Consider the following 24001-nt stretch of genomic DNA (forward strand, 5'->3'; position numbering starts at 1 on the left):
CGTTATTTCTCCGAGAGGAACAGATAGATTTCGCCGTCGGCCTCGCCCTTTGGGGACGGCTTCGGCAGGTGACTGTCCACACGCCAGGTCTTGCCGTTGAACGTCAGCTTCGCGTCTTCCAGGTCGGCGAGATCGATGCTCGCCAGTTCGGTCGCGCGCACCGTGGCCGCCGGGAGGACCGTTTGGACATCGACTGATCCACCAACCTCGACGCCGGTCGTCTTGTCGATCACCGTCAACGTGAGTGTAGGACCGTCCTCGATGATTAGCGTCGCCGGCACCCCAAAGACGGCATAGTTCGGGCCATACAGAAGCGCTTGCCAGTCCATTACTTACCTCGCCTACGCCGGTTCGATCTTGAGCGCCTCGGCCAGCGACATGCGCGGCCATACCTTGAGATTGCTGACCGGGCTGCAGTTGATCACCGGCACCGGGATGGACGGCGCGACCTGTCGGAACTCGGCCGTTTGATCCTCGTAGCTCCGCGCCACGTAATGCCATGGGTATTCGTCATCGTGGCCGTGTCGGCGCCCGTCGACGAACTTGCCATCGACGCCAAGCAGGACGATCTTTCCCGCTCCGAAGTGGACGGCCAGATTAATTGCTCCGGTGACGCTGGAGCGGTTCAGGGCAAGCTCGCCCCGCAGAGTCGCCAGACGCGTCGGCGCCACTTTGGCCAGATGCACCACTGCAGGGTCCGAGACGCTGCCAGTGGTCACGCAGAGGCCGGAGAAGCCCATCGGCTTGAACCGGTCATACCAGCGACCATCGGCGAAGAAGAGAACATCGGCGAGGGGATAGAGCTTCCACGCCGAGTTGATGGCGATGACCCGGTGCCCGAGGAGAAGCGAGAGGTCGAGATCCAGAACCGACGGGCCGCCGGCCAGGATGACGACCGTCTCGCCGCTCCAGTCGAGCATCGGGTCGGGCATCAGATCGAGATGCCGTTGAGCCTGACCTTGCCGACTGCGGACGGATTGGCCGCAGAAGCGTACGCAACGCCGATCAGCTTGTTGCCGCTGGCGGTCGTGGTGCAGTTCGCCGTGGCAGTCGCCCAATAGATTTTCTCGCCGAAGGCCCAGGCCTGCGCCGATACCTTGGGCAGATTCCAGACACCGACGAGATCGAGTTCGCCCTTGGCGCCAACGGCAATATCGGTCTTGGCCACGCCGAAGATGGAGCCGACGAGAACACCGGAGCCGGACTTGATATCCGCAGCACCGGTTGCGGCCTGGTTGGTAAACGGGATCGTATCGCCCGGCTTAACGTAGTTCTTGGCCATAGCAGGCCTCCTTTCGAGGATTTGAAATCGGGTGGGTGGATGGACGGGCGCGTGGCCCGTCCGCACTCATCAGGAGCCGCTCGACTCGGACAGGCCGCGGAAGTCGAGCGCCTTGACGCCGGCATCGATGCGGACCTTGAACTCGGCGCCGTCGACACTCCAGCCATCACGCTGCTCAAGCACGGGTGAGGAGTTGCCGTTGAGATAGGCCACCTCTATCGTATCCTGCGCGTTCGGATTGGCTGCGAGATACCACTTCGCCTTGGAGCTCTGCGAAAGGCGTGCCTCCGAAACGACCTGAGCCAGGCCGCGCACCGTGTTCGGGTTCTTCTGCGTGCCGGCCGGATCGAATTCCGCCGCCATTAGCGCCGTCGCCTTGCCCTCCAGTTCGACCGGGACCAGGATGAACGCCGGGCGGATGTTCAGGCCGCCGGTGGCATTCTGGTCGGGGTCCTTCTGCAGTGCCATCGCCGAGCGGGCCGCGTCGACCGCTGCCATCGTGACGCCGCCAGTGCCCTTGTTGCCGTGGTCATCGTGGAACAGCGGCTTGCCGTCCGACATAACCACGTTGCCGGTGATCTGCGCGTAGACCAGATTGCCGATGGTGCGGCGCGCAGCGCGGCCCATGCGCGAGGGAATGCGCGTGAAGGACGACAGGTCATCATTGATGATTGCCTGTCGGGTGATGGAGAACATCTTGCCGTAAGTGGCAAGCTGGATCGTCTCGCCGCGGTCGCCGATGGTCCCATAGGAGTACTCGCCACCTTCCGGAACTTCCGACAGCGCCGGGAAGAGGTTCAGGTCGACGCGCTTGGTCGGCTTGAAGTCCGACAGCACGCCCTTCGCGGTCCAGGCTTCGAAGGTCTCCTCGGCCTCGAGGTAGCCCTTGAGCATGGATTTGTTGGCGACGTTCGCGAGCACCTCGACGAAGTCGCTGGTCGAGTGCTGCATGGTGAATGCAGCGCCCACCATGGCCATGGGATCACGGAACGTCGTCATATTGACGTTGTTGCGGACGAGGGATTCGCGAGCGACTTCGCGCAGCGACATTGCGGAGAACTCGTTGACCTCGCCGCCCTCCAGACCAGCCTTGGCCATCAGGGACTTCGACACGCCTTCCTTGAAGCGGTCGCGGGCATCGGCGGTGACAGTGGCGACCGGGCGGATTTCCGGCTGCTTGTCGCGAGCGGCAAGCGCGTTGATGATGCCGTCCTTGCCCTTCTCCAGGTCGCCAGCGGCGGCCTTCATCACCGCCGAGGTCTCGGCCATGGTGAGATTGGCGACTTCGCAGCGGGCGAAGATTTCGTCGGCATGATTGGCGACGGGCGCGGCCGGGGTTACCGTGGCCGTCACGGGTGCAGTCTGTGCCATGATAGGCTCCTTTCGAGAAGTGGCATTGGCCACGGGGGAAGCAGGGCGAGCGCGGTGCGCCTCCTGCGGTATCGACGACGGAAGGCCGGCGTAGATGCTGTAGTCGAAGGCAGCGACCGCTTCGGCCGCCGTATCGTCGGTTGCGGTCGCGAAGCCCTGGGCGACCGCTTCATCGGCAGTCAGCCAGGTCTCGGTCTTCATGAGTTCGCGCATGGCGTCGATGTTCGCGCCGGTACGCTTGGCGTAGATGCCGGCGATGACGTCTGCCGTCTTGTCGAGAATGCCGGCGTTGGAGCGGTGGGCTTCGGCGTTGCCGATGGTGATGCCGGATGGATCGTGGATCATCAGCAGGGCGCCGGTGCGCATGACGATGCTGTCGCCGGCCATGGCGATGACGGAAGCCGAGGAGGCCGCGATGGCATCCACCGAAACGGTCACTTTGCCGGGGTGGGCAACGAGCGCGTTGTAGATGGCCACGCCGTGACTGACATAGCCACCGCCGGAATTGACCCGGACACTCACGTCGCCAGGGCCCACCTCGGCCAGGGCATCGATGACATCGCGGTCCGTGAACCCCGTGCCATCACCCCATATGTCGCCGACGTTGCCGTAAAGCACGACCTCGCCGCCGACGAGAAGTCGGTGCGTCATTGTGTTTCCTTTCGTTGAGACTAGCTAGTTCTGCGGCTGTTGCTGCGGTGCTGGGTTGCCCACGCTCGTGACCTTGCGCGGATCACTGTCGAAGATCAGGCCGAGATCGTCCGCCCGGGTGTTGTCGGCGGCGATTTCCTCATCAAGATCGGCGGGGTCGAAGCCGAGCTTGCGCTGCTCATTCGAACGCGAAGAAAGCCCGGTGCGGATCGCGTCGCGGGATGCCGCCACCTCTTCCCGCGGATTGATCATCTCGCGGCGCGGTGGGGTCCATAGGACCTTGGCCGAGATCGACCGACCGAGTTTGATGGCAGCCGCATCGAGAAACCACTTGCCGACCGGCTGCATCATCTGCGGCAGCAGCATGAAGTTGCGCCACGCGTCTATGTTGCGCTGCTCGACCAGCCAGCCCATGCGCCCGGAAGAGAAATTCACGTTGGACAGGTCGCCGGAAAACGATTCATACGAAATGCCGAGCCCGGCCGCGATCTCGCGATCCTGACCCTTGATGTAGTCGGCGTAGTCATCGACCTTCGGAGGGGTGCCGAAGGTGACTTCCTCGTCGTCGTTCAGCCGCTCGATCATGCCAGGCTCGAACGACTCGACGGGATAGTCCTTGCCTTCATCCTTTACGCCAGAGCCTTCTGACGACTTGATGAAGGCCACGAAGCAGGCCGCTATTTTCTGCCGCATGAGATGGGCGTCGGCGAAGTCCGCTCTGTCGCGCATGCGCAGGATGACTGGAGCGAACCACGAGATGCCACGGGCTTGGCCTGGCCTCTGGGTGTAAAAGACATGGGCGATGAATTCGGCCGGAACCGGCTTGCTGACCTGCAGCGAGTACGTCGCCATCGAGCCAGGATGCTCAGGAAACAGGTGATAGGCTTCGATCTTGCCGAAGGGGTTGAATTCGATGCCCTGCACCGCGTAGTTGCCGTTGGCCTGTGGTCCGTTGACAGAAGAGTCGAGATAGTCCGGCTCCATCACCTGAAGCTGGAACGGCAGTGGCAGCCCATCAGATGCATAGCGCGGTCTGTATCGGATCAGGGCCTCGCCGGATTCCGGCACGGTCCCCATGACAACGTTCTGCTGGCCGTAGAGATCATGTCGGCCATAGGCATCGCAGGCTGTGGTGTCGAAATGCTGCTTCAGCAGATCCTCGAGCTGCCCCTTTAGCTGTTCGTCATCACACTCGATTGTCGGGATGATCCCTGTGCCGACGACGTTGTGGGCGATCAAGTGCTTGGCCCGCGCGGCCAGTGGCACGTTGCGAACCATGTCACGGGCGACATCGCGCAGCCGGCTCGCGGCGCCTAGGACTTCCGTGTTCGCATCGGTCGAGACGGAGCGCCAGCCCTGCGTGCGACGGCTGCGGGAAGCACCATCGTAGACCATGCGGGCTTGGCGGATCGCCTCGCCCTTGAGCGCGCGGCCGGGGGTGATGAAGTCGCCGAGACGTGAGAGAAAGCCCATGGTCAGCACCCGTTACTGAAGCCGGCGACAGTGCGGCGTGGCCGCGTCGGTGAGGCAGAGACGTCGGCCTCCATGTCAGCAAGCTGCTTCTGCATTTCAGCGAGCGAGCGAAAGGTGGTGGTCGTTTCGCCGTGTCGAACGGTGAGCACGCCAGACGCCATTGCCGCCTTCAGCGCGTCGATCTGCGCCTGTGAATATGCCATCGATCTACCTCAACCATCCGCCGCTGCGTCGTTGGCGACGCATTTGCCGTGGAGCGGCCTTTTCCACTTTCGGGGGCGCGTCCGGCCCGGGTGCGCTGACGATCTTTACCGCGTAGGGGTTCTTTTCGATCGGCCCCGCCCACGGTGGCGGGTTCCCCCAGTCGATCTTCTCGGCCTTGAGCACGATCGCCAGCGCTCTGGCGTAGACGGCCAGGTCGAGCGATTCATTTCGGATGCCCTGCTTTTTCGGGTCCCAGCCTGTGTCTGTCCTGAGCTCCGCGCAGAATTCTGCGAAGGCGGCATCGGATAGGCCGTCCGGCAGGTGATAGGCGTTCGGCCCAGGTTCTTTGCGCGTCAGCGCCAGGGCCACCTCATCCTTGAGTGGGTCGGTTCCGACCATGACGAGGCGAATGTCGGTTTTCCGCCGCTTGCTCGTCCCGAGCACCTTTTCCGGCGCCTGGTAAACTGCCCGCTCCCGGTTGAGCCCGCCGCGTCCCTTGGCCAGATAGAGCCTTTGCCCATAGCCGCGCTTTCGCATGGCGCGCAGAAACTTGTAGGCGTTGGCCGTCACACCGGCCGCACCGCCCGAGTCGATGATCACCGCCCGCGGCAGCAGCGAGAAACCCGTCCCTGCCACCGGATAGGCGAGATCAAAGAGCGGTTCGAGAACCGCCCAATCCTCCACATAGCGGCCCGGATCGAGCGCGCGCCGCGGCTTTCCATCCGGGCCGGGTTCCGCTCCCGGTGCCGTTGCCGGCGGCTCGATGATGTCGAACCGGTCGATCAGCCAACGCTCGAGACCTTCGCCCACTGCCTCGGCAGAAACCACGAAACGTCCGCCCTGCACGTCGACCTGGATCGTCGTGAACCGAGCGGCCTCGGGAATGACGCGCATCGGGAAGCGCTGCGCCAGCGCCTTCAACGTCTCGACTGCCAGCGCATCGCCGACCAGGCGAACCATCGGCTGATGCGGGCGCCCCTGGTCCAGGGTGACGGTCGCCTTTAACGCCTTCTCGTCGCCCCGCTCGTCGAAGGCGGCCTTGGCCTGCAGGTAGCGAAGCACGAGTTGTTCCCAACTCTGCATCGCCGCCACCGGTCCCTCGCACCAATAGGACGCGACATCCGTATCGCGCACCGCTGGGTCGTCGATCTCGACGAGGCTTTGGCCGTCGTTTGTCTCATGCAACCAGACGCCGGCCGCGTTCATGTCGCGCTTGCGGTCAGGCCCGATCACGCACCCATGCGGGCAAGCCATGAAGGTAGTCTTGGCGCTCTCGCCGGCGCTACCCTTCGTCTCCCAGTGGAGGGATGCGAAAAGCGGCTGGAACGCTGTCCGGCAGTGCGGGCAGTCCCAATAGACCTTCCCGCGCGTGCCCTGGTTGAACTCCGACAGGATGCCGGAACACGGTGGCGCCTCGTGCAGCGTCGCCGGTTCCCAGTCGTCACGCTCGATCACTCGACCAGGCGAGCCCTCGCACACCGTCATCCCGAGAGAGCCGGCGTGCTGAGTGCGCTTCCTGGCTAGGAAGAAGCCCGACCCTTCGCCGTCGATATCCTCCGGGAAGCGGTCGTAGTCGGTCAGGAGGACGGTGAAATATTCGTTCTGCGAGAAGTAGCCGATCACCGGCCAGCGGATCTGCAGGTTCATTCCGCCTTGAAACTGCTTCTCATGAATGTTGTCGGCCCCGCGCCCTCTCATTTGGCGTTCCGCCAACTCTGAATTGGCCCGCAGCATCGGCGCCAGCTTGCGCTGCGAGAACTGCTTCGCTGAATCCTGCGTCTGGCAGACCACCAGAGTGTCGCGAGGCTTGCATGCGATCGCGTGCCCGACGGGGTTTAGGATCAGGCTTTCCGACTTCGCCGATCGTGATGGCCCGCAGAACACCACCGCACCATACTTGCGCGAGGTGAACATGCGCGCCGGCTCGTTCATGTAAGGCGCGAAGTCGGGAGACCACTTGCCCCGAAAGGTCGGCAGCGCAATCCGCCGCTCTTCCTTTGCCCACTCCGGCACGCTCACCCGCTTTTGCGGGCTCAGTGATGGCCGCGCCTCGCGAATGACATCTCCGACCTGCGCAAAGTCCGGAGGCGCGACCGGCGGCAGGAACCGCGCCCAGACCTCATTACGCATCGAGCTTTTCCGAATTCAGACGGCTTACCCCTTCAGGCCTTGCTTGCCAGAAGGCGTCGACCCGGCGTGCGAATTCCTCGACGAGGCCGTCGCACACCTTCACCAGGTCATCGGCCGCCTTGGGCGGAATGGCGGTAACGCGCTCGACTTGGTCAGGCGCCGATTCCATCACGTCGCGCACCATGGCGAAGAGTTCGTCCAGCATCTTCCGCACGTCGTCGCGGCGCATCAGTTCGTTGCGATCCCGCTGGAACGCCTCTTGCTCGCGCTGCGCGGCGATGATCTCGCGGCGTGTCTTTGGGTCGAGCGCCTCGACAGAGTCGGGGTCACCGCCGACGATCGCAAGCCGCAGCGCTGCCTGCGCCCGCTTTACCGTCTCGCTGCGAAGATCCTCCTCGCGCCTTTTGGCCTGCCGCCACGCCCAGCAGTGAGAAAGCCGCAATTCATAGGGGCGGCCCTGCGAGCCGACTTGCTGCACCGGCATCCCATCGCCGAGCCAGGCCGTCACCGTGTTTGTCGAGACGACAAGCGCGTCGGCCAGTTCCTCGCGGGTCATGACGCAGTCGTCCACGCCATCGGGCAGCGGATACTGCTTCACCAACGCTTCGATGTCTGATTGCGTGAGTTGATCCATGCTTTGCCGATTTTTCAACGCCGCAGCTGGAGGTCACACGCCCCGGGAAAACAACAACAACCAAAACAGCAAGTAGGTCAGCAACCCAAATACCAAAAACGTCCGCGCTGCCGCCGTCCCCGCAGTGCATTTTGACCCAGGAAGGACCCGCGACGGGGGGCGGGGTCTCCGGCCGGTCGGCCTTTAACTTTCGACCTGCCCCCTGCCGTCCGGATCAGTTACGGCGTTCGCGCGTTGGTGACCACCAATTGGGAGCAAATCAATGAACGCCGCCAACTTGCAATTCGAAGGCCTGCTGATGGCCATCGCATCAATCAATCTCGTCCTAGTTCGGAAGGGCGTGCTCTCACCGCAGGAAATAGACGTGGCCTTGCGGAAGGCTGAGGCAAGCGTAGCGGTGACAGAACGGCCTGACGACATATCGCCTTCAAACCGCAATGCTTTCTGCTTCCCTATCAGACTGCTGCAACTGGCCAATCAATGTCAGCCGGAGGCGGATATACCGTCGTACTCCGAACTGGCTCAAATGGTTGGCCAAATGGAAGAGCCTCGTGACAACGGTGTGTAGTTCACGGTCGGTTCCACGGATGCCGCGGATCTACCGGCCGATCGACGTCCGAGCCGATCGTGTAGCCTCTCGCTTCCTCTCGCTGGATCAGCTATTGCCTTGAGGCGGAAGCCGATGCCGGCGTGACTGATCTAATTGCAGGTCACATTTGGACGGCATGTTCCATTAGTATAACGTGCGCTCGTAGCTCAATTGGATAGAGCATCGGACTTCGAATCCGCAGGTTGCAGGTTCAACCCCTGCCGAGCGCACCACTGTTCGCGACGAGAGAGTCTGGTGAGCCTCCGGGCTAGCGGCCAAGGAACCTTCACTTTGGGAATTTGTTCTGGTGAATGGATATCAGCCGCGTACTGACGTCACTGGGAACGATGGCTTCTCGCCCATCGGCATTTCTTGTGCTGATCGCTTATACCGCGCTGTGGTTGATATTCGATAGGTCAACTCTGGAGTGGCACGGCATTGCCACCTTGGCGACGTGGGCGATGACGCTCGTCATCCAACGCGCCGAACATCGCGATACCCAAGCCCTGCACGCCAAGCTTGATGAGCTCCTTCGCTCAGACAGAAAGGCAGACAATATCACCCGTATCGATCAGCAAGAGCCAGAGGACATCGAAGAACATCGCGATCGCGAGCAGCGAAACGATTGACCGCAACCGACGCTCTTGGTGGCTCGTGCTACCTGGGCAGCCGGTTGGCATTAGCGCGGATCACCGCGAAGCTGCGTTTTGCTCTGCTTGCCGTCGACGGTAATCCGGCCGCTTGCCAATGGGCGCCGCTGGCGATTTACTTTCAAGTGAACGTCTTGCTGGAGGGGAACAATGGCCGACATCAACTACAGCCATCGTCATCGCTGGAACGGACAGTATATTTCGAGCACGACCGGGACGATCAGTGTCGGGGATATCCGCGACGCGATTGCAGCGTATCCCGATGACGCAAACGTGCACCTCAGTGTGTGCGACCACGGGGGTATTCAGCACATATTCGGCTTCAAAAGCCGCGGTCCGAATGACATCCAGTTTCTTGTTAGCGGTTCGGGAGACGATTAACTTCGCCCAACCTTCCGCGCAGCGTCGCTGACGTCTCGTAGGCCTCGTCCACATTCTTGCCCGCCGCAAGAGCTTGGGCGAAGCTCTCATGTCGGACATTGCTCAGAGCAGGCATAGCATAACCTTGGGAGGGTCGGGTGGTCGTCGCTACGGTTGAATTTCGAAACATTGCTGGGACTGAAGCCGCGTTGGGATGGGCAGGCAGTCATACAGTCGTTGTTGATCGCCCCGAGGGCAAAGCGGGCGGAAAGGATTTGGGCTTTAACGGCGCCCAACTGCTCGGTTTGGCTATCGGCGGGTGCTACTGCAATGACCTTCGGTATGTCGCTCACAACCTCGGCCACGAGATCGGCGAGATATCTGTTCGGGTTACCGTCAACTTGGAGGGATCACCTCTCATCGCGACTAAAGCCGATGTAGAGGTTCATCTTGAGATGTCGGATGGCGGCGACCCATCAGACCTCATTAAAAAGGCGTGGGAGGTTTGCACCGTCGCCAACTCTTTACGAAGAGGCATTCCTGTTTCGTTGACGAACGTTGGTCAGGACCTCTGATTACTGCCCTAGTCGGACCCTCTCGGGCCAGTCTCTCACAAGGACTTTGCGACACGCTTAGCCGACCGCGGCTATCTTCGGCGGCCGTCGCCTACAGGGCCATACGTCTCTGATGCTGGCTGAAATATCGCCGATTTCCCGGGTAACAGGCAACACCCTCAGAAGGCTGTTTCCGTTATGCGCTGACGCATCTCTGGGCAGTTGGCCGTTTCTGGTGGCAGGGATCGCCCCGCCACACGTCTCCGATGCTGCCAATAAGATGCCTTGTTTCGGGGGTCTCGGGCAACCCCATCAGAGTACCGTCATCGTAATTCTAGACGGTGCTCCGAACCACTTCCGGCCTCTGGCGCGTGACCGTGGCCATCATATCCAAATCTATACCCGAAACTGGCGACCTTGGCACCACCGGCGATCAGCCAAGGCCTTGTAACGATTTGGCATTTTTAAGGGTTAGGCGCGCAACACCTTCGGTAACAACGCCCCGGCGGCATTCCGCCACCCTACGCCGATGCTGCTGATTTCTTCCTGAGATCCCACGGCTGGCCGGTTCATGCGATGCGCCGATCGTACCAATAAAATGCCTGATTTCAGGGGGTAATGGCAACACCCCCTTCGGTCATGCAAATGGCATTTGCCGGAAACTTCGACCCGTCGACGGCCAGTGGCATCAGTAGGCGTAGGCAAGCTGCTTTTCGATCAGGCTAGGTTCCGCCGGAGCCAGCACGCTATCCCTGCCAAGCTCGGAGAGTTCGTCGGCCCGTTCATTGCCAATAATCCCGGCATGTCCCTTGCACCACTCGAGCTTGATCGGGACGGCAGTCAGCGCCTCGTCGAGTGCCTGCCATAACTCCAGGTTGGCAATCGCGGCGTTCTCGGGTTTCGCCTTCGGACCTCCACGTTTCCAGCCTTTCGCCTTCCAGCCGTGCCGCCAATCGTTGCAACCATTGACAGTATACTGGCTATCCGAAAACAGCCGCACCGGCTCGACGATGCCGCGCTCGGCAAACCAGCGCAGCGCCATCAGAGCCGCCGTGAGTTCCATGGTTTGGTTGGTAGCGGAAAGATCGCCGCCGTGGTCGGAATGGATCTCTATGCCGTCGCGATAGACGACGAAGCCCCAACCGCCGACGCCGGGATTGGGGTGACAAGCACCGTCGGCGTAGATCACGAGGCCGGACGGGATAGTCCGGTCGAAAGATGCCGGGTTCCGCGCGCTCTTCTGGACGGTGCCGAAAAGATCGTTTTGCATCCTGCTCCCTTTAGGTTTCCAAGGTTTCTTGGTGGCGGCCGACCTCTCACTGGATTTGTTACCAGTGAACTGCATCTGCGGGCGATCCGCCGATACATGTGATCCGATCACACGTGAGCCCGGCGCAACCTTCGTCACAGGCCCGGTGTATCCGGCAAGAAGCCTGTCGGCCTGCCGGCGAAGCTCGTCCTTGGAAAGGCCGGCTTTGTCTTCGACGCCCTGACGCGCCATCCGCTTGCGATCATCGTTCTTCGCCCAATTGAATCCACTCATGCTGCCTTCCTCCTCTTCCGGCATCGTTGGAACCAAGTTGAAGCCAAGCCCTTCCAAACCGGGCATCCATGTGTAGCGGCGAACCGCTTCGCCTCGGTCTCGGCTGATCCGTTCATGGCGAGGATCGTCGCTGTCAGGTCTACGCCCTCAACCGCACCACCGAATTCCATATCGGTCATCAGGTATTCCGCGGCCTTGATGTGCGTGGCCGTAATCGGCGCCAGATCCGCCTTGGCCAGTATTTCGAGGTACTGCCTGGCGCGCATGGCGCCGCGGCGGCCTATCAATGACTGGATCGCAGCGATGGCGATACAGTCGCCCGGCCTGAACCCTGCCGATGGGTATTTCGGGATGCGGACGCCGGCGCGCTGGCAAACCTGCCTGATGGTCTCGGCGTCTTCGTCGTCCGCTGCCAGCTTGGCAAAAAACAACTCGAGCGCGCTGACGTTCTTCCGCGAGGCGTTGATCTCGACGAAGATCGAGGCTTCAGACTGGACGTCTTCGGCCTTCACTATCACGGCCGGAACGTACGTCACCATGGGATGACGCTTGGCCGCTTCAAGCCGGTGCTGGCCGTCCGTCGCGTGGAATCTGCCATCCTTCTGAGGCACGACGACAAGGGCGCCGAATGAGCGCCAGGAGAACGCTTTCAGGATTGCGTCGACACGGCCATCGTCGAGCGGTCGCTGATAGAGCGGATCAGCCTCGATAAGAGCCTTGTCAAGCCAGTCGAGCACCGGCACCTCGCCGGGATCAGGCAGCTTGATTGCGTTGATGGTGACAAGATTTGTCATCCCTGCCTCCCGAAGATGTGCGGCAAGGCCTCATGGACTTTGGCCAGGGCATCCGCTCTGGTTTTCGCGGCAAAGTCGGCGATGAGACGCGCCTTCTCCTCTCTGATCGCCCGATCTGCGGCGAAGCCGATCGCGAAGAGCTTGTCGCGGAGCGCCAGCATCTCGCCGGAGGTACTGGCCGCGGCAACCACGAGGTCTCGATAGCGCCGGCCGCCCGGTACCAGATAGGTCTTTGGCATGACGCGCTCGACCTGCAGCACTTCGAACTGGTCTTCGGCCTTGCGCAGGCAGTCCCAGCCAGACCCGCCATAGACGAGGTGCCCAAGGGCGCCTGCCATGTCGCGGTCCATGTGGCCTTGGTAAAAATGTTCAATGTAGGTCAGCACGTACTGACCGGCCTCGATGGGGATGAGCGCGGTCATGCGGCACCCCGCGCACGCGGATGTAGAACTCTACGATGATGCGGGGCTTCGCCCCTGCACCCCACGAGGGACTTAGTCCCTCGACCCATGCCGACCGCTACGCGGCCGGTCATCATGATTTCAGTGTTCATGCTGCACCATCCGGCGTTGAGCCATATTGCTTGTGAAGATTGAGGGAGCGACTGACGGCGGAACCGTAGCGCTGGATTTCGTGATCTATCTGATGGGAAGAGAGGCCGAGGTCGCGAAGCGACTTACGCAGCTGCTTGATATGCGCGGCCCACCATTGCTGCCCAAGGTAGCGATTGCGCGAGTCGAGCTCTTTTGCCGCCTCGCGGACCTCGCCAATCCGGAATTCCAACGGAAAAACCGCGACGGTTGGGGCTCTTATGATTTCAATGGTGATAGGACCACGGTTGTCCGCATGAATGCCGGTCATTCGCAGTCTCCATCCGGACCACTGTTGTCCGCATCAAAGTCGCTTGGCTCAATCCCGATCCTGGGGTCGAACACAGCTGGCACAGCCAACCGAATGGTTCGCGTTCTCTTGAAGTTGCCGCCGTTCGGCCGGCGCCAACCAAGTCCGACCGAAATGACCCCCATGTTCCGATATGCGGCGATCTGACGACGGACCTTCCTGGTTGAGCACCTTCCGGCCGCCTCAGCAAACTGCTCGTCTGTGGCGTAAATCTCGCCCTTCTTCCAAAACAGGAATTGTTCGAAGGTGCTGATCGTCTGGAAGCTGTAACCAGCATCGTCGATGATCTGGTTTGCGATGAACTGCCATGCCCGGAACGCCTTTCGTTGCTCCGGGCGCGTCGTAGGCCACAGCCAGTTGCGAGACGGCTGGACGTCAAACGTCCGGTGTTTTCCGGATCTGGCGGCGTCAGGCACAACCTCGCTACGGCGCTGCGGATCGAAGGTATCGGGGATCGCGCCGAGGTGTGGTGCAGCCATGCTCAAGCCGCGTCCTCCAAGAAGAAGCTGACCAGCTTCCTACGGGAAGCCACCCAGCGTTCACCGACCTGCTTGGCCGGCAACTTACCGGTGCGCAGCAGATAATGGGTTTGCGTCGGCGTCCTGGCGATCACCTTGGCAATCGCCTCTGCACCCCAGACGAGATCGAGAGATTCTTCATTATCCATTTAAATCAGGCTCCTATCGGCGATATCCAGTGGATAATGGCCCATTCTTATCCAATGGATATCATTGACGTCAAGGGGCATTTTATCCAATGGATATACGTTCACAGGGATTACGTCAGTGACAGCCACAAGAAGCAAACCGGATCAGTACCTTTTGAGGTTGCCTCCCGGCCTCCGCGAGCGGATCAAGGCCTATGCGGACTATATGGGCCGGTCCATGAACGAGGAGATCGTCCGGATTCTGGAGCGCCAGTTTCCAGAGCCTTGGGTTGCGGGTTCCAGGATCGATGAGTTGTTGGAAATGCTCCGAGTGCTTCAACGGAGCGGCGCAAGCGAGGACGGAATTGCCAAGCTTGTGTCAGAGCTAAAGGCAACAATCGAGGGTATTCACAGCGGTCGGGTCACTGGCCTCGATGAGAAGGCTCGAAACAGAATCGAACAGCAATATCAGGAATGGCAGGAACGCGAATACGAATACCAGCAGGACCTCGCGTCCGAGGAATACGATCCGATAGAAGACGAATCGCTCGGTCGGACAGGCCGGCCAGAGAAGTTCGTGTACCCAGACGGCTCTATCGGCCCCCAACGCGAGTATCGACCCGCGTCATGGGGTGAGGAGCCGCAGGGCGATCCATTCGAGGATCCTTTTGAGGACAAGAAGTAGTGGCCATCCGCAAGCGCCGCTGGACAACCAGCAAGGGAGAGAAGCGAGAGGGCTGGCAACTCGACTATGCTGACCAGCACGGCGTTCGCCAGCGCAAGAGCTTCGACACGAAGGCTGACGCTGTTGCCTTTGAGACAACCGTGCGTGTCGAGGTCCGCGACGGCACCCACGTCGCGCCAAACAAGGACATCACCCTGAAGGACGCCGCTGACATCTGGATCAAGGCGGTGAAGGCTGGGCGCGGCGAGAGGCCGCCAGCCGAGCGCAGCACAGTTCGCCAGTACGAATATCACCGGGACACATATCTCGTGCCGATGCTTGGCACGGTGAAGCTGGGGCAGCTTAATCAGGCCCGCGTCATGGCCTTCCGGGATGAGCTTCTTGAAAAGCTTTCGCGGTCGCTGGCTAAGAAGGTGCTCGCCAGCCTCAAGGGCATCCTGAGTGAAATGCGCGATCGTGGAAAAGTGGTTGCCAATCATGCCGCCAAGGTAAAAATCGGGGCCGCCACGCGCGACGACGATGGCGCCGCGGAGGTGCCTGCCATTGCCGACATCAAGGCAATCTTGGTGAAGCTGGATGAGCTCTCCGAACCAGACGGAACCCCTATCGGGTTGGTGACTTCGAAAGCCTGGAGTCGCCGCCGGGTGCTTCTCTGCACTGCAATCCACACCGGTATGCGCGCCAGCGAGTTGCGCGGCCTGACATGGGATGCGATAGATCTCAGTAAGGGCGTCATCCACGTCCGCCAGCGGGCTGACGAGTGGGGCGTCATCGGTGCGCCGAAGAGCAAGGCCGGCCGACGCTCTATCCCGATCCCCCCTGCCCTGGTCGCCATGCTGCGGCAGTGGAAAGTGGCGTGCCCTCCAAGTGAGCTCGTCTTCCCGAGCGAGGAAGGCCGGCCGCAGTCGCTATCGAATATTTACAACCGGGCCTGGAAGCCGATCCAGATCGCGGCCGGCGTTTGCGATCCTGAGAAGGACGAAAAGGGCAAGGTGAAACTCGATAAGGATGGGAAGCCGATTATGGAGCCGCGGCACCGCTTCCATGATCTCCGGCACTTCCATGCCTCTATGTTGATTGCAGACGGAGCCAACCCAAAGGAGGTTCAGGTCGAGATGGGCCATAGCTCAATCCAGATGACCTTCGATCTCTATGGGAGCTTATTCAAGGACGAGGACACGGAGCGCAGGCAGAAGGCCAGAGCCGGAAGACTTGCGGAAAAACTGTCTGGCACATAAACGGCACACAAAGGAAGAAAGCCCTTTCTTTTCAGAAAGGGCCATGGGCATCATAATCCTTGTGTCGGGGGTTCAAATCCCTCCTCCGCTACCATCGTCCCCCCCCGAACTGCAAAGCGGTGGGACAAGCCTTCATCAACAAGGCTCGATAGGTAGCCATCCACCTTCAACACCGGCCTTTCTCCGGCACTTGATGGAAACACGGTGACAGAAGTCACCAAGTCACGAACGCAGCGTCGAACATCGAGCGACAGCATCCCGCCCGATTTGACGGCCGCGTCTAGCTCTTCCAAGCTACGAAGGTACCTGGCAACAAGCGCTGGCTTGAGAGTTACCACCTTTGGCGGCTCGGGGATCACAGCGAGTTCGTCCGTCAGCCTCTTCTTTTCTTCGCGCAGGGGGGGGAGCTGTTCGGCTGCTTCTTCCTCGCTGATGACGCCTTTGATCGCAAGTTGCAGGATTCGTTGATATTCCCTCTCGGCCGCGGCCAAGCGCTGGCGGGCCTTCTCTCGCGACACGCCCTGCCCTGCGTAGAGCTTCTTATGCTCGTCGTTGTAGCACTCGACGTAGAATTCCAGCAGCTTCGGATCATCGAGGCGCGAGCGCAGCCCATCCACGACGGTCGCCTCTATGTCGTCGAGCACATATGGCCGCGTGTTGTGGCAGGACCTCGCTTCCTTCGCCTTCGTGCACATGATGCGCGTAACCCGGCCCATCTTGTCCTTGATCGACATGCCAGCCCCGCAGGCGCCGCACTTCAGCAGGCCAGACAAGATCCGCGCATTCTTCTTCATCGGCTTGTCGCTGGTTGCGCGCACTTTCCGACCGTTCACCTGGGCGAATATGTCAGCCAGAACGATTCGAAGATGGGGCGCATCTTCTTCCTGCCACTCCGATTGCGGGTTTACCCTCGAAATGCGCTTGCCGGTGTCGGGGTCTTTGACCATGCGAACACGGTTCCAGACAATTCGCCCGTCATAGATCGGATTCTGCAGCATGCCGTTGGCACGCTTGCGGTTCCCATTGATGGTTGATGCCTGCCAAAAGGCGCCGCGTGGCGGTGCGACGTTTTCGGCGTTTAGATCGCCAGCAATTTCCCGCGGCGATTTCCCGGCGGCATAGTCCGCGAAAATCCTCCGCACGACTTCCGCCTCTTCTTCCACAATGACCAATTCACCGGGTTTCCCCGGCACGGGCGCGTAACCGTAGGCCTTGCCACCAGCGTTCCGCCCGTCACGCACGACGCCAGCCATGCCGCGTCGGACTTTGTGCGCCAGGTCCTGTAGGTATAGAGCGCCGACCAATCCCCGAATGCCAACCTGCACGATATCGGCCTTGCCATCATGCACGGCACGGATCTCGACGCCGATGTGCGTCAAGCGCTTGTAGATCCCGGCTAGGTCCTCCTGATCGCGTGACAGCCGGTCGAGTGCCTCGACGACAAGGACATCGAACTTGCCGTCACGCGCAGCGTCCATCATTGCAAGAACGCCGTCACGTCCCATTATCGAGGCGCCGGAGCGAGCACGGTCGTCAAACTCAGCGACGATGGCCAGGCCCTGCTTTGCGGCAAAGTCGCTGCAAAGCGATACCTGGTCCTCGATCGACCTGTCAGTTTGCAGGTCGCTCGAGTATCTGGCGTAGATGGCCGCGCGCTTCATCGTCATTGCCTCCCATCTGCCTGGCATAATCATCGCGAGCAGCTTGCCGCGCAAGTACCTCTACGAGCCGTGCTAGTGCAGGCTCGACGCCGACAGGCGGCGGAATGGTGGATCGAGCAGTTTTCACTGCGCTGCCCTCCATACAAAGCCGATCCAGATGCCGGCGATGCCGACACCCAGGATGGAAGCCAGAAGGAAAAGCTCGGCTGTCGTCATTGGAGCCCTCGCCGGCCGTGGCCCGCGAAGGTATGCCGTATGGGAGACGCGAAGCAGCCTCATGAGCGCTGCCCTCCCGCCATCCGCATCGGTGCATTGCAGACCGTGGTCGTTTCGACGAGGCGCTCGGACAGGTCGCGGGCGATCCACAACAGGCTACCGACCCTATGCATCGTCGCGTCGGAGCCGGGCATCTCGAACACAATATCGGTAATCGTACCGATCAACGCCGCCAGGTGCCCAATCTCGCTTTCGACGTCATTGAAGTCGTTTGCGGGTGCGCTCATGCCGCAGCCCTCCCCAGCCGCTCGACGTCCATGACGAACCTGGCGGCCATCTCGTCGGCCCAATCCATTTCGATAAGCTCGTCTTCTCTCCAGATTGCCTCGTCGCGCCGGAGCCCCGCTATGCGAAGCGCCTCGGCCTTCACCGCCAAGCCGGCCAGCGACTGCGCCGGGGTTCGCATGATAGCTTCAACTAGTTCAATTTCTCGGCCACCTGCCGCATCGCACTCTTCATTGGAGTGGGCGCCCATGCGCTCGGCGATGGGGAAGCCGTCCGCGAGATCGTCCGACAATGTCTTCCCAAGCCGTGCCAACTCCTCGCGGTAGGCAACCTCGCTCAGCCAGAATTCATGATTGAGCCGATCGAGATTGGCAGTATTGCGCAGGAACTCGTCACGGAGACGGAAAAGCTCTTCATCAACCGGCGGCAGCGAGGCGGCGGCCGGGACAATCGCGGCAAGACCACACGCGGGGATTGCTGCCAGAATGTTGCGGCGGGTGGTGCTCATGGCTTCTCTCCTGCGATGGCTTTGATGTCCGCCACCAAGCTCTTGAGGATGGTGATTTCGGTTTTTTCGTCGTCCGTGTTCCAGCGATCACGCACGCGCACCTTCACCATCATGCCGGCCAGCGTTGTTGCGCGCATGTTCATGATCTTGTCGAACAGGCGAGACCCTTCCCGCGTCCGGCGATCCAGCTTCTGATCTGTCTTGTGTATGCGCTTGCGGAGCCGGTCGAGATCTGCCTCGAGCTCTTCAATCCTGTCGCCAGCTTGTTCCTCTCGATCGCTGTTGGCGTTGAATTTGGCTTCAAGTTTTAGAAGGGCGGCATCGCTCATGACACGCCCCCGGCCGCAACGTTGAGAATGTCGCTGGCAAGGCGGCACGGCCATCCGAAGATGCCGTCGTCATCCTTGAGGAGGTAGGTATGCACCTCGCACCAGACTTCGACTGCTTCAGCCTTGATCGCTAGGCAAGCCGGAGACTTGGCTTGAACTGCCATGATTTGCTTGCACAGGTGAGTTACTGCCCGGCCCGCAGTCTTAATGCGCGCGTCCGCTGCATGTATGCCGGAAGCATCCTTTACGCGCTCGATCGCGGTGTAGTACTCCTCGCCAAGGCGGAGCACGCGCTTTTCTTCGTCGAGCTTTGCAATCCGCTGCAGCCGCGCCTTTTCGCTGCGGGCCTTCTCGATGTGGCTAGTCCTAAAGTCGATGAACCAACCGAGGTCCTTGATGCTTCGCAGTCGACGAGCATACTTTTCCCCCGGCCGGATGACTGGACTACCGGCCATATCAACCTCGCGACAGTCGTCCCACTCAGTGCATCCGCGAAGGGTAATTTCTTCCGGTGCCAGCGGCCAAAGGTGCCGCCACTCGTCGACCAGCCATTCCTTGGCATCCTTCGCGGCGTCCCTCTCGGCCTTGGCATCCCGAAGCTTGCTAACGAGCGCAACGAGTTCGGGATTTGCCTGCGGTTCGGCAAGGTGGGTCACCTCGGGGTTGTTGGTCGAAGTCGCTGCCGGTGCAGGGAATGCCACGACAGAGGCCCCTGCGGCGGTTGATGCGGCAGCGATGCCAGCCAGAAGGCGGCGGCGATTGATCTGAGGCACGCCTTCGGCGGCCGCCTGAACAGTGTTCGGCATTGGTGGTTCTCCAGAGCTAAGGGGGGCTGGGCGCGCTAGAGCCGGCGCCCGAGGCTGATGGTCAGCGCGTAGGCCGCGCCTGATGTTCGAAATAGGCCGTCAGGCTGGGGATGATGTCCGGCTGATAAATCTTGTCGCCGAACTGCTTCGTGATGGCACGCATCAGCAAGCGGCCCAACTCGATCATCACCTGATGCTCGACACTGAGGCCGGGTGCGCGGCCAGCGCCGCTGGCGCCGCAGATGGCGCTAACGACGATGCCGAGATCGTCCTTGGACAAACTCGACGGTACCTGTGAGAGAATCGACTGCATGGCTGTCTCCCGTGGCTACGAGAGGCAACCTAACAGGGGATATTTCCCTCGTCAACTCATTCGGGGGAAATTTCCTCCGCATCGAGCAGGGGAAGGTTCCTTGTAGCTCGAACAGCTAAAGCCATTACCCAAGCCACGCCCATAGGCTTTGCCCTGTACATATTCAGGCCATCATCGCGATCAAGCTTCTTGCCGAGAACAATCGGATCTTCGTTCGCCACGCTCGACTTCGTTACAAGCCTGACTTCGTCACCCTCGACCTCTACCAACCTTAAGCTAGTCTCTGCGGCCCGGATTTCGTCTATGCCGAACCTAACCACCACAAGGCGGCCAGGGACGAGACGGATATCCTTTTTGTGCATCTCCCCATGTGCTGCAGTGATCAAGTCGCCTTCTACCAGGTTGAGAAGGTCCATGGATCGATCTTTCAGCTTGAAAAGGCTGTATTCCCAGCCAATTAGCCGTAAATCATTGTAAATAAGGTCCCCTTCGGTTGTTCTTCTGGGGTCATCCTTTGTCGCCCACAGCGCCTTTCTGTATACACCGGCTTCAAGGTAGTCAGAAAGCTTGGCGTACTTGGGCATATACTCCCAATCAAACGTCGGGCCGCCATCGGGTTGATCCGACTGGCCAGTGAGATAGGCCATTGTGCAGTCTAGGGGAGTTGTCAGCTTGAGAAGTGTCTCCATCTGAGGACTCTTGGCTCGGCCTGACAAAATGTCTCTTACCGCTGTTTTGCCTAGACCGGCCTCTGTAGAAGCAGCGGTCGCAGATTTGCCCGTGGCGTTCAAACGCTCACGAATCCGATCAGGTAGGGACGGTTCCACAGGCAAACTCCGCAGTGAAAGACTACTCGTCCCTAATTACTCCCTTTCCCTTGCTTGCGCACGGGGGAAAATTCCCCTACATTCGCCGCATGGAAAACGATCTGAGACGTATCCTCCTTGAAACCGCCAGCGCCTGCGCCTCGGCGCAAGGCTGTGCGGTGTCCACGATTGCACGTCGGTGTCGGAATGATTCCAAGTTCTTTTCACGCATTGCTGACACGGGCCAATCGTTCACCGTCCGCACCTACGACGAGGTGATGGACTGGTTCATGAAAAATTGGCCGGACGGCAAAGACCGCCCGGTCGAGCTCCTTCGCTGGGCTGCCGAGTATGTCCGCACCTCCAAGCAGGTGCAGCCATGACGACCGCCTTCCCCAGTGTCCGCACCGAGGACGGAACGGTCATCGTTCGCTGTCCTAAAACCGGCCTTGCGGTCTCCGGCCTCACGCAGGCCGGAGCCACAGCCGAGCTTCGCCGCCTGATCGCGGCAAGGAGGGTGTCCTGAGCAAGCGCGAATTTTCCAAGGTGTCGCCGGCGATCTGGCGATCGAAGCGCTTTCTCGGCCTGAAGACCGACCGCGGGCGCCTTCTACTGTTCTACTACCTGACGTGTCGGCACCAGAACTCGTCGGGCGCCTACAGACTACCGGAGGGCTATGCCGTAGCAGACCTTGGCTGGCCGCTGGACGAATACCGCGCGGGGCGCTCCGAACTGCTGGGCGCGGGAATGATCCACTACGACGACGAGACTGAAGAAATCTACGTGTCCGGCTGGTTCAAGGCCTGCCCGCCTATGAACGACAAGCACGCCGCCGGCACCATGTCCCGCATTTCCGAGATCGAAAGCGACGCGCTACGCGAAGTCGTAGAGCTCGAGTTCACAGCCGTGAACAAGACGCGACTTGTCGACCAGATAAAGCGGAGAGGCCCGGGAAACGCTCACTTCGACGCAAACGGTTTCGATGCCAATCACTAGAGTAGGGAAACGGTATGCAGACCCTATCGATATATAAGACACAGACACAGACGCAGACCGGAGAGGCAGACCACAGACGCAGACGCCAGACCGGAGAGCGAGACGCAGACTGCAGACACCCCCTTCATAAGCCTCTTAGCTCTACGTTCCGCACGAGCGCGCGAGGTGGCGAATGACCGCTCTCGTCCCCATTGAGGCTGGCCAGTATGTGCTGACCTACGTCGATCACTTCTATCCGGGCGACGGCGATATGGCGGGTGCCCTGGAATACCTCGTCCACGGCGGATCTGGCTGGGACTGCATACGCAAGGCCGAAGACCAGTTCGAAGTAATGCAGGTCGAGCGCGTCATGGCCAAGACCTATCTGGCGCAAGGCGGCCGGCGCTGTCGCAACCTGGTGGTTGCCGCGGCGAGTACGTCCGGCGAGATGCTGGCACTTCGTGACAAGCTATTCGCCATTGGATTCGCCGCCGATCGTGCGATTGCGGAGGAGAAGGCGCGTCTCATCGCCGACTTTGCCGTCAAAACCAGAATGGATGCCTTAGCCAAAGTTCATGAGGCCTTGCCGCACATCTTCGGGAGGCGGGGATGACCAACGTCATTGCGTTTCAGCCGAGGCCAGCGCCCATCGGCGCCACTGACCTTGTGTCCAGCTTGAAGTACCAGCGCGATGCTTCCGGATCGGCGAGGAAGGCCGTGGCCGGCGCTAGGTCGCTCGATACCTGCCTTCGTTACTATGCCGAATGGCTCCGCCGCTACTACGGCGTCAACGGTGCTGTGAGCAGCGCCTGGCTGGCACTCGACAAGCAAGTCCGAGTTCACGGCGATGATCTAGACAACGACCGGCTCGACGAGATCGTTGATCACCTAGCCAACGTCGAGAAGCACGTTAAGGGGCCTCTGCCCTGGCTGTCACTGCCAAACTTCGCAGAATTCAAAGCCGTCGCCGTGAACTCATTGGACCAAGTGACCCGCGAGATCGACGGCTCGATAGCCGTCGCCAGCGCGATCGGCAAGCCCGCCCACCATCAGAATCCGAGAGGTGCAGCATGACCGAACTGTCAAACTCGCTCGCCGACCTGGCTGAGCGCATCAAGGAAACTACCGCAACACTCGCCGCGGCGGAGCGAACCACCATAGAAGCCGCGTATGATGCCGGGCTGTTGCTTTGCCAGGCCAAAGAACAATGTGCGCACGGCGAGTGGTTGCCATTTCTCGATCGTGCTGGGTTGAAGGCTCGGCAGGCACAGCGGCTCATGCAAATAGCGAGCGCAGGTCTCGATAAACGACACGTGTCGCTTATTGGTGGGATCAGGGCCGCGCTTGACTACATAGGAAATCTGCAGCTCCCACCGAAGGGAGACATTCTCTATGTTGGCCGTCGCGAACGGCAGGAACGCGATCTCACCGGCGCGTGGGTCCAGCATTCAAACGACCATCCAGGCTATTTCGATGTCACGGCAATCCGCGCCGATGGATCGTGTGTGAGCACGAGCAAGCCAGCCAAGGGCGAGACTATTCGCTGTCAGGACGGGTTCTTCAATGGCGTTTGGGTCACGCTGGAAATGGTGCTCGACATACCCCACGAGGACCGAGATTTCCTGTGTTTGCCCTCAGATGTCATTGAAAAGGGAGATGATTGCCCATTCCTAGACGGGATGCAGATGCTGGAGCCGGGTGCATATCCGGCTATACAAACGTCGCCGCTACCGCTGAGCTACGTTAGGGCATGTGAGGCCGTCTCGTTGTGCGAGGCGGAACTGACCGAGGCCAACATCAAGAACATGCAACGGGCGCTCACGATCTGCGCCCATCGCATGAAGACATGGCCGGAGGATGATATTCGAATGCTCGGCACATGGGCTCGGATCGCAGATGATCGCCTGTCCGATCGTGTCGGCCGGATCGAAGCCATTGCGAAGGTCAAGTACGGGAGGATGCCGGCATGAATGTCCTTCCGATGGGCACCGACAAGTTTCAAGTGGCTGATGACAGCGGGCATTTCGTGGCTGGGCCGTTCGACACGAATTCGCAGGCCTGGCAGTTCATCGACGGCCTAACCGACGAGGACCGCGCGCTTCGAAAGAAGCCACGGCCGTTGCCGAGGACCAAGACCAAGACCAGTATCAAGACCAAATCCAAATCCAAGACCGTCGGCAAGCCGTCCAGGAAAGCCGTGAAGCAGATGAAGAGGGCCGCGGCCAAGGCACCGGGTTGGGTGCGCAAGATCGCGGCTGCTCATTACGATCCATTGGCAACGCGCGCGTATCAGGATTCGAAGTTCGGCAAGTTGGGCGGAGCATCGCCAGTCCGCCGTATAGATCCGGCCGAATATCTGGCAGAAAAGGCGCAATCCAAGTGAGCGCACTAAGGCCAC

General features: G+C 60.6%; 34 protein-coding genes and 1 tRNA gene. 14 read left to right on the plus strand and 21 right to left on the minus strand.

Annotation, left to right across the window (positions count from 1 at the left end; translation table 11 throughout):
• Window positions 1–2: 2 nt before the first annotated feature.
• The 8 genes from C7I85_RS26080 to C7I85_RS26115 all read right to left on the minus strand — a co-directional run bounded on the left by C7I85_RS26080 (window position 3) and on the right by C7I85_RS26115 (window position 7745).
• On the minus strand, window positions 3–329 hold the full coding sequence (locus C7I85_RS26080) for a head-tail joining protein (protein WP_106726929.1): 327 nt from the start codon (window positions 327–329) through the stop codon (window positions 3–5).
• A 12-nt stretch (window positions 330–341) separates the two neighbouring features.
• Entirely contained in the window at window positions 342–932 is a 591-nt protein-coding gene (locus C7I85_RS26085; protein WP_106726930.1) for a hypothetical protein, read from the minus strand.
• Entirely contained in the window at window positions 932–1282 is a 351-nt protein-coding gene (locus C7I85_RS26090) for a DUF2190 family protein (RefSeq protein ID WP_106726931.1), read from the minus strand. Before C7I85_RS26090 ends, C7I85_RS26085 begins: the two co-directional genes overlap by 1 nt.
• Before the next feature lie 69 nt (window positions 1283–1351).
• Window positions 1352–3304 (minus strand): ClpP-like prohead protease/major capsid protein fusion protein, encoded by a 1953-nt coding sequence (locus C7I85_RS26095; protein WP_106726932.1) that lies wholly within the window; start codon window positions 3302–3304, stop codon window positions 1352–1354.
• A 24-nt stretch (window positions 3305–3328) separates the two neighbouring features.
• Window positions 3329–4777: a phage portal protein gene (locus C7I85_RS26100; RefSeq protein WP_210203084.1), complete on the minus strand. Its 1449-nt coding sequence runs from the start codon at window positions 4775–4777 to the stop codon at window positions 3329–3331.
• Window positions 4778–4779: 2 nt separating this feature from the next.
• Window positions 4780–4980, minus strand: coding sequence for a phage head-tail joining protein (locus tag C7I85_RS26105; RefSeq protein WP_106726933.1), 201 nt, complete (start codon window positions 4978–4980; stop codon window positions 4780–4782).
• Between the two features lie 4 nt (window positions 4981–4984).
• On the minus strand, window positions 4985–7111 hold the full coding sequence (locus tag C7I85_RS26110) for a terminase gpA endonuclease subunit (RefSeq protein WP_106726934.1): 2127 nt from the start codon (window positions 7109–7111) through the stop codon (window positions 4985–4987).
• Window positions 7104–7745, minus strand: coding sequence for a terminase small subunit (locus tag C7I85_RS26115; RefSeq protein ID WP_106726935.1), 642 nt, complete (start codon window positions 7743–7745; stop codon window positions 7104–7106). Before C7I85_RS26115 ends, C7I85_RS26110 begins: the two co-directional genes overlap by 8 nt.
• A 262-nt stretch (window positions 7746–8007) precedes the next feature.
• On the opposite strand from C7I85_RS26115, the gene C7I85_RS26120 reads away from it, so the two are divergent.
• From C7I85_RS26120 to C7I85_RS26140, 5 genes are all read left to right on the plus strand, one after another.
• Complete coding sequence (locus C7I85_RS26120) at window positions 8008–8313, plus strand: hypothetical protein (protein WP_106726936.1); 306 nt, start codon at window positions 8008–8010, stop codon at window positions 8311–8313.
• A gap of 177 nt (window positions 8314–8490) precedes the next feature.
• A tRNA-Arg gene (locus tag C7I85_RS26125) sits at window positions 8491–8567 on the plus strand.
• Between the two features lie 78 nt (window positions 8568–8645).
• Window positions 8646–8963, plus strand: a complete 318-nt coding sequence (locus C7I85_RS26130; protein ID WP_106726937.1) for a low affinity iron permease family protein — start codon at window positions 8646–8648, stop codon at window positions 8961–8963.
• Window positions 8964–9134: 171 nt separating this feature from the next.
• Window positions 9135–9365 (plus strand): hypothetical protein, encoded by a 231-nt coding sequence (locus C7I85_RS26135; RefSeq protein ID WP_106726938.1) that lies wholly within the window; start codon window positions 9135–9137, stop codon window positions 9363–9365.
• 137 nt (window positions 9366–9502) lie between these two features.
• On the plus strand, window positions 9503–9919 hold the full coding sequence (locus tag C7I85_RS26140) for an OsmC family protein (protein WP_106726939.1): 417 nt from the start codon (window positions 9503–9505) through the stop codon (window positions 9917–9919).
• A gap of 667 nt (window positions 9920–10586) precedes the next feature.
• On the opposite strand, the gene C7I85_RS26145 is transcribed toward C7I85_RS26140, so the two are convergent.
• The 6 genes from C7I85_RS26145 to C7I85_RS26170 form a co-directional block, all read right to left on the minus strand.
• Window positions 10587–11441, minus strand: a complete 855-nt coding sequence (locus tag C7I85_RS26145) for a ribonuclease H family protein (RefSeq protein WP_245445115.1) — start codon at window positions 11439–11441, stop codon at window positions 10587–10589.
• Entirely contained in the window at window positions 11438–12184 is a 747-nt protein-coding gene (locus C7I85_RS26150; RefSeq protein WP_181257402.1) for a DUF6551 family protein, read from the minus strand. Before C7I85_RS26150 ends, C7I85_RS26145 begins: the two co-directional genes overlap by 4 nt.
• A gap of 47 nt (window positions 12185–12231) precedes the next feature.
• Window positions 12232–12657, minus strand: coding sequence for a hypothetical protein (locus C7I85_RS26155; protein WP_106726941.1), 426 nt, complete (start codon window positions 12655–12657; stop codon window positions 12232–12234).
• Window positions 12658–12784: 127 nt separating this feature from the next.
• Window positions 12785–13096, minus strand: a complete 312-nt coding sequence (locus tag C7I85_RS26160; RefSeq protein ID WP_106726942.1) for a DUF6074 family protein — start codon at window positions 13094–13096, stop codon at window positions 12785–12787.
• Complete coding sequence (locus C7I85_RS26165; protein WP_146148969.1) at window positions 13093–13620, minus strand: hypothetical protein; 528 nt, start codon at window positions 13618–13620, stop codon at window positions 13093–13095. Before C7I85_RS26165 ends, C7I85_RS26160 begins: the two co-directional genes overlap by 4 nt.
• Complete coding sequence (locus C7I85_RS26170; RefSeq protein WP_106726944.1) at window positions 13617–13802, minus strand: hypothetical protein; 186 nt, start codon at window positions 13800–13802, stop codon at window positions 13617–13619. Before C7I85_RS26170 ends, C7I85_RS26165 begins: the two co-directional genes overlap by 4 nt.
• A 118-nt stretch (window positions 13803–13920) precedes the next feature.
• On the opposite strand from C7I85_RS26170, the gene C7I85_RS26175 reads away from it, so the two are divergent.
• The gene (locus C7I85_RS26175) at window positions 13921–14466 is read left to right on the plus strand and encodes an Arc family DNA-binding protein (RefSeq protein ID WP_181257404.1); all 546 of its coding nucleotides are present in this window, start codon (window positions 13921–13923) and stop codon (window positions 14464–14466) included.
• The gene (locus C7I85_RS26180) at window positions 14466–15704 is read left to right on the plus strand and encodes a tyrosine-type recombinase/integrase (protein WP_106726946.1); all 1239 of its coding nucleotides are present in this window, start codon (window positions 14466–14468) and stop codon (window positions 15702–15704) included. Before C7I85_RS26175 ends, C7I85_RS26180 begins: the two co-directional genes overlap by 1 nt.
• Before the next feature lie 50 nt (window positions 15705–15754).
• On the opposite strand, the gene C7I85_RS26185 is transcribed toward C7I85_RS26180, so the two are convergent.
• The 7 genes from C7I85_RS26185 to C7I85_RS26215 form a co-directional block, all read right to left on the minus strand.
• Window positions 15755–17371 carry a recombinase family protein gene (locus C7I85_RS26185; protein WP_245445116.1) on the minus strand — a complete coding sequence of 539 codons (1617 nt, stop codon included), beginning with the start codon at window positions 17369–17371 and terminating at the stop codon, window positions 15755–15757.
• 269 nt (window positions 17372–17640) lie between these two features.
• Window positions 17641–17868, minus strand: a complete 228-nt coding sequence (locus C7I85_RS26190; RefSeq protein ID WP_106726947.1) for a hypothetical protein — start codon at window positions 17866–17868, stop codon at window positions 17641–17643.
• Window positions 17865–18374 (minus strand): hypothetical protein, encoded by a 510-nt coding sequence (locus C7I85_RS26195; protein WP_106726948.1) that lies wholly within the window; start codon window positions 18372–18374, stop codon window positions 17865–17867. Before C7I85_RS26195 ends, C7I85_RS26190 begins: the two co-directional genes overlap by 4 nt.
• Window positions 18371–18703 carry a hypothetical protein gene (locus C7I85_RS26200; RefSeq protein ID WP_106726949.1) on the minus strand — a complete coding sequence of 111 codons (333 nt, stop codon included), beginning with the start codon at window positions 18701–18703 and terminating at the stop codon, window positions 18371–18373. The genes C7I85_RS26195 and C7I85_RS26200 overlap by 4 nt, the downstream gene beginning before the upstream one ends.
• The gene (locus C7I85_RS26205) at window positions 18700–19404 is read right to left on the minus strand and encodes a hypothetical protein (protein ID WP_146148970.1); all 705 of its coding nucleotides are present in this window, start codon (window positions 19402–19404) and stop codon (window positions 18700–18702) included. The genes C7I85_RS26200 and C7I85_RS26205 overlap by 4 nt, the downstream gene beginning before the upstream one ends.
• A 166-nt stretch (window positions 19405–19570) precedes the next feature.
• Entirely contained in the window at window positions 19571–19822 is a 252-nt protein-coding gene (locus tag C7I85_RS26210) for a hypothetical protein (RefSeq protein ID WP_106726951.1), read from the minus strand.
• Window positions 19823–19878: 56 nt separating this feature from the next.
• Window positions 19879–20511 (minus strand): hypothetical protein, encoded by a 633-nt coding sequence (locus tag C7I85_RS26215; protein WP_245445117.1) that lies wholly within the window; start codon window positions 20509–20511, stop codon window positions 19879–19881.
• Window positions 20512–20663: 152 nt separating this feature from the next.
• On the opposite strand from C7I85_RS26215, the gene C7I85_RS26220 reads away from it, so the two are divergent.
• The 7 genes from C7I85_RS26220 (at window position 20664) to C7I85_RS26245 (ending at window position 23986) form a co-directional block, all read left to right on the plus strand.
• Window positions 20664–21011: a hypothetical protein gene (locus tag C7I85_RS26220; RefSeq protein WP_146148972.1), complete on the plus strand. Its 348-nt coding sequence runs from the start codon at window positions 20664–20666 to the stop codon at window positions 21009–21011.
• Window positions 21008–21154, plus strand: coding sequence for a hypothetical protein (locus C7I85_RS31200; protein ID WP_181257406.1), 147 nt, complete (start codon window positions 21008–21010; stop codon window positions 21152–21154). Before C7I85_RS26220 ends, C7I85_RS31200 begins: the two co-directional genes overlap by 4 nt.
• A 20-nt stretch (window positions 21155–21174) precedes the next feature.
• Window positions 21175–21624, plus strand: a complete 450-nt coding sequence (locus tag C7I85_RS26225) for a hypothetical protein (RefSeq protein WP_106726954.1) — start codon at window positions 21175–21177, stop codon at window positions 21622–21624.
• A gap of 172 nt (window positions 21625–21796) precedes the next feature.
• A complete protein-coding gene (locus C7I85_RS26230; RefSeq protein ID WP_106726955.1) occupies window positions 21797–22216 on the plus strand; it encodes a hypothetical protein in 420 nt (139 codons plus the stop codon).
• Entirely contained in the window at window positions 22213–22677 is a 465-nt protein-coding gene (locus tag C7I85_RS26235; protein WP_106726956.1) for a hypothetical protein, read from the plus strand. The genes C7I85_RS26230 and C7I85_RS26235 overlap by 4 nt, the downstream gene beginning before the upstream one ends.
• Window positions 22674–23573: a hypothetical protein gene (locus C7I85_RS26240; protein WP_106726957.1), complete on the plus strand. Its 900-nt coding sequence runs from the start codon at window positions 22674–22676 to the stop codon at window positions 23571–23573. Before C7I85_RS26235 ends, C7I85_RS26240 begins: the two co-directional genes overlap by 4 nt.
• Window positions 23570–23986, plus strand: coding sequence for a hypothetical protein (locus tag C7I85_RS26245; protein ID WP_106726958.1), 417 nt, complete (start codon window positions 23570–23572; stop codon window positions 23984–23986). Before C7I85_RS26240 ends, C7I85_RS26245 begins: the two co-directional genes overlap by 4 nt.
• Window positions 23987–24001 lie beyond the last annotated feature (15 nt).

It is taken from the genome of Pseudaminobacter soli (ex Li et al. 2025) (genome assembly GCF_003012705.1).
Classification (GTDB): Bacteria; Pseudomonadota; Alphaproteobacteria; order Rhizobiales; family Rhizobiaceae; genus Pseudaminobacter; species Pseudaminobacter soli.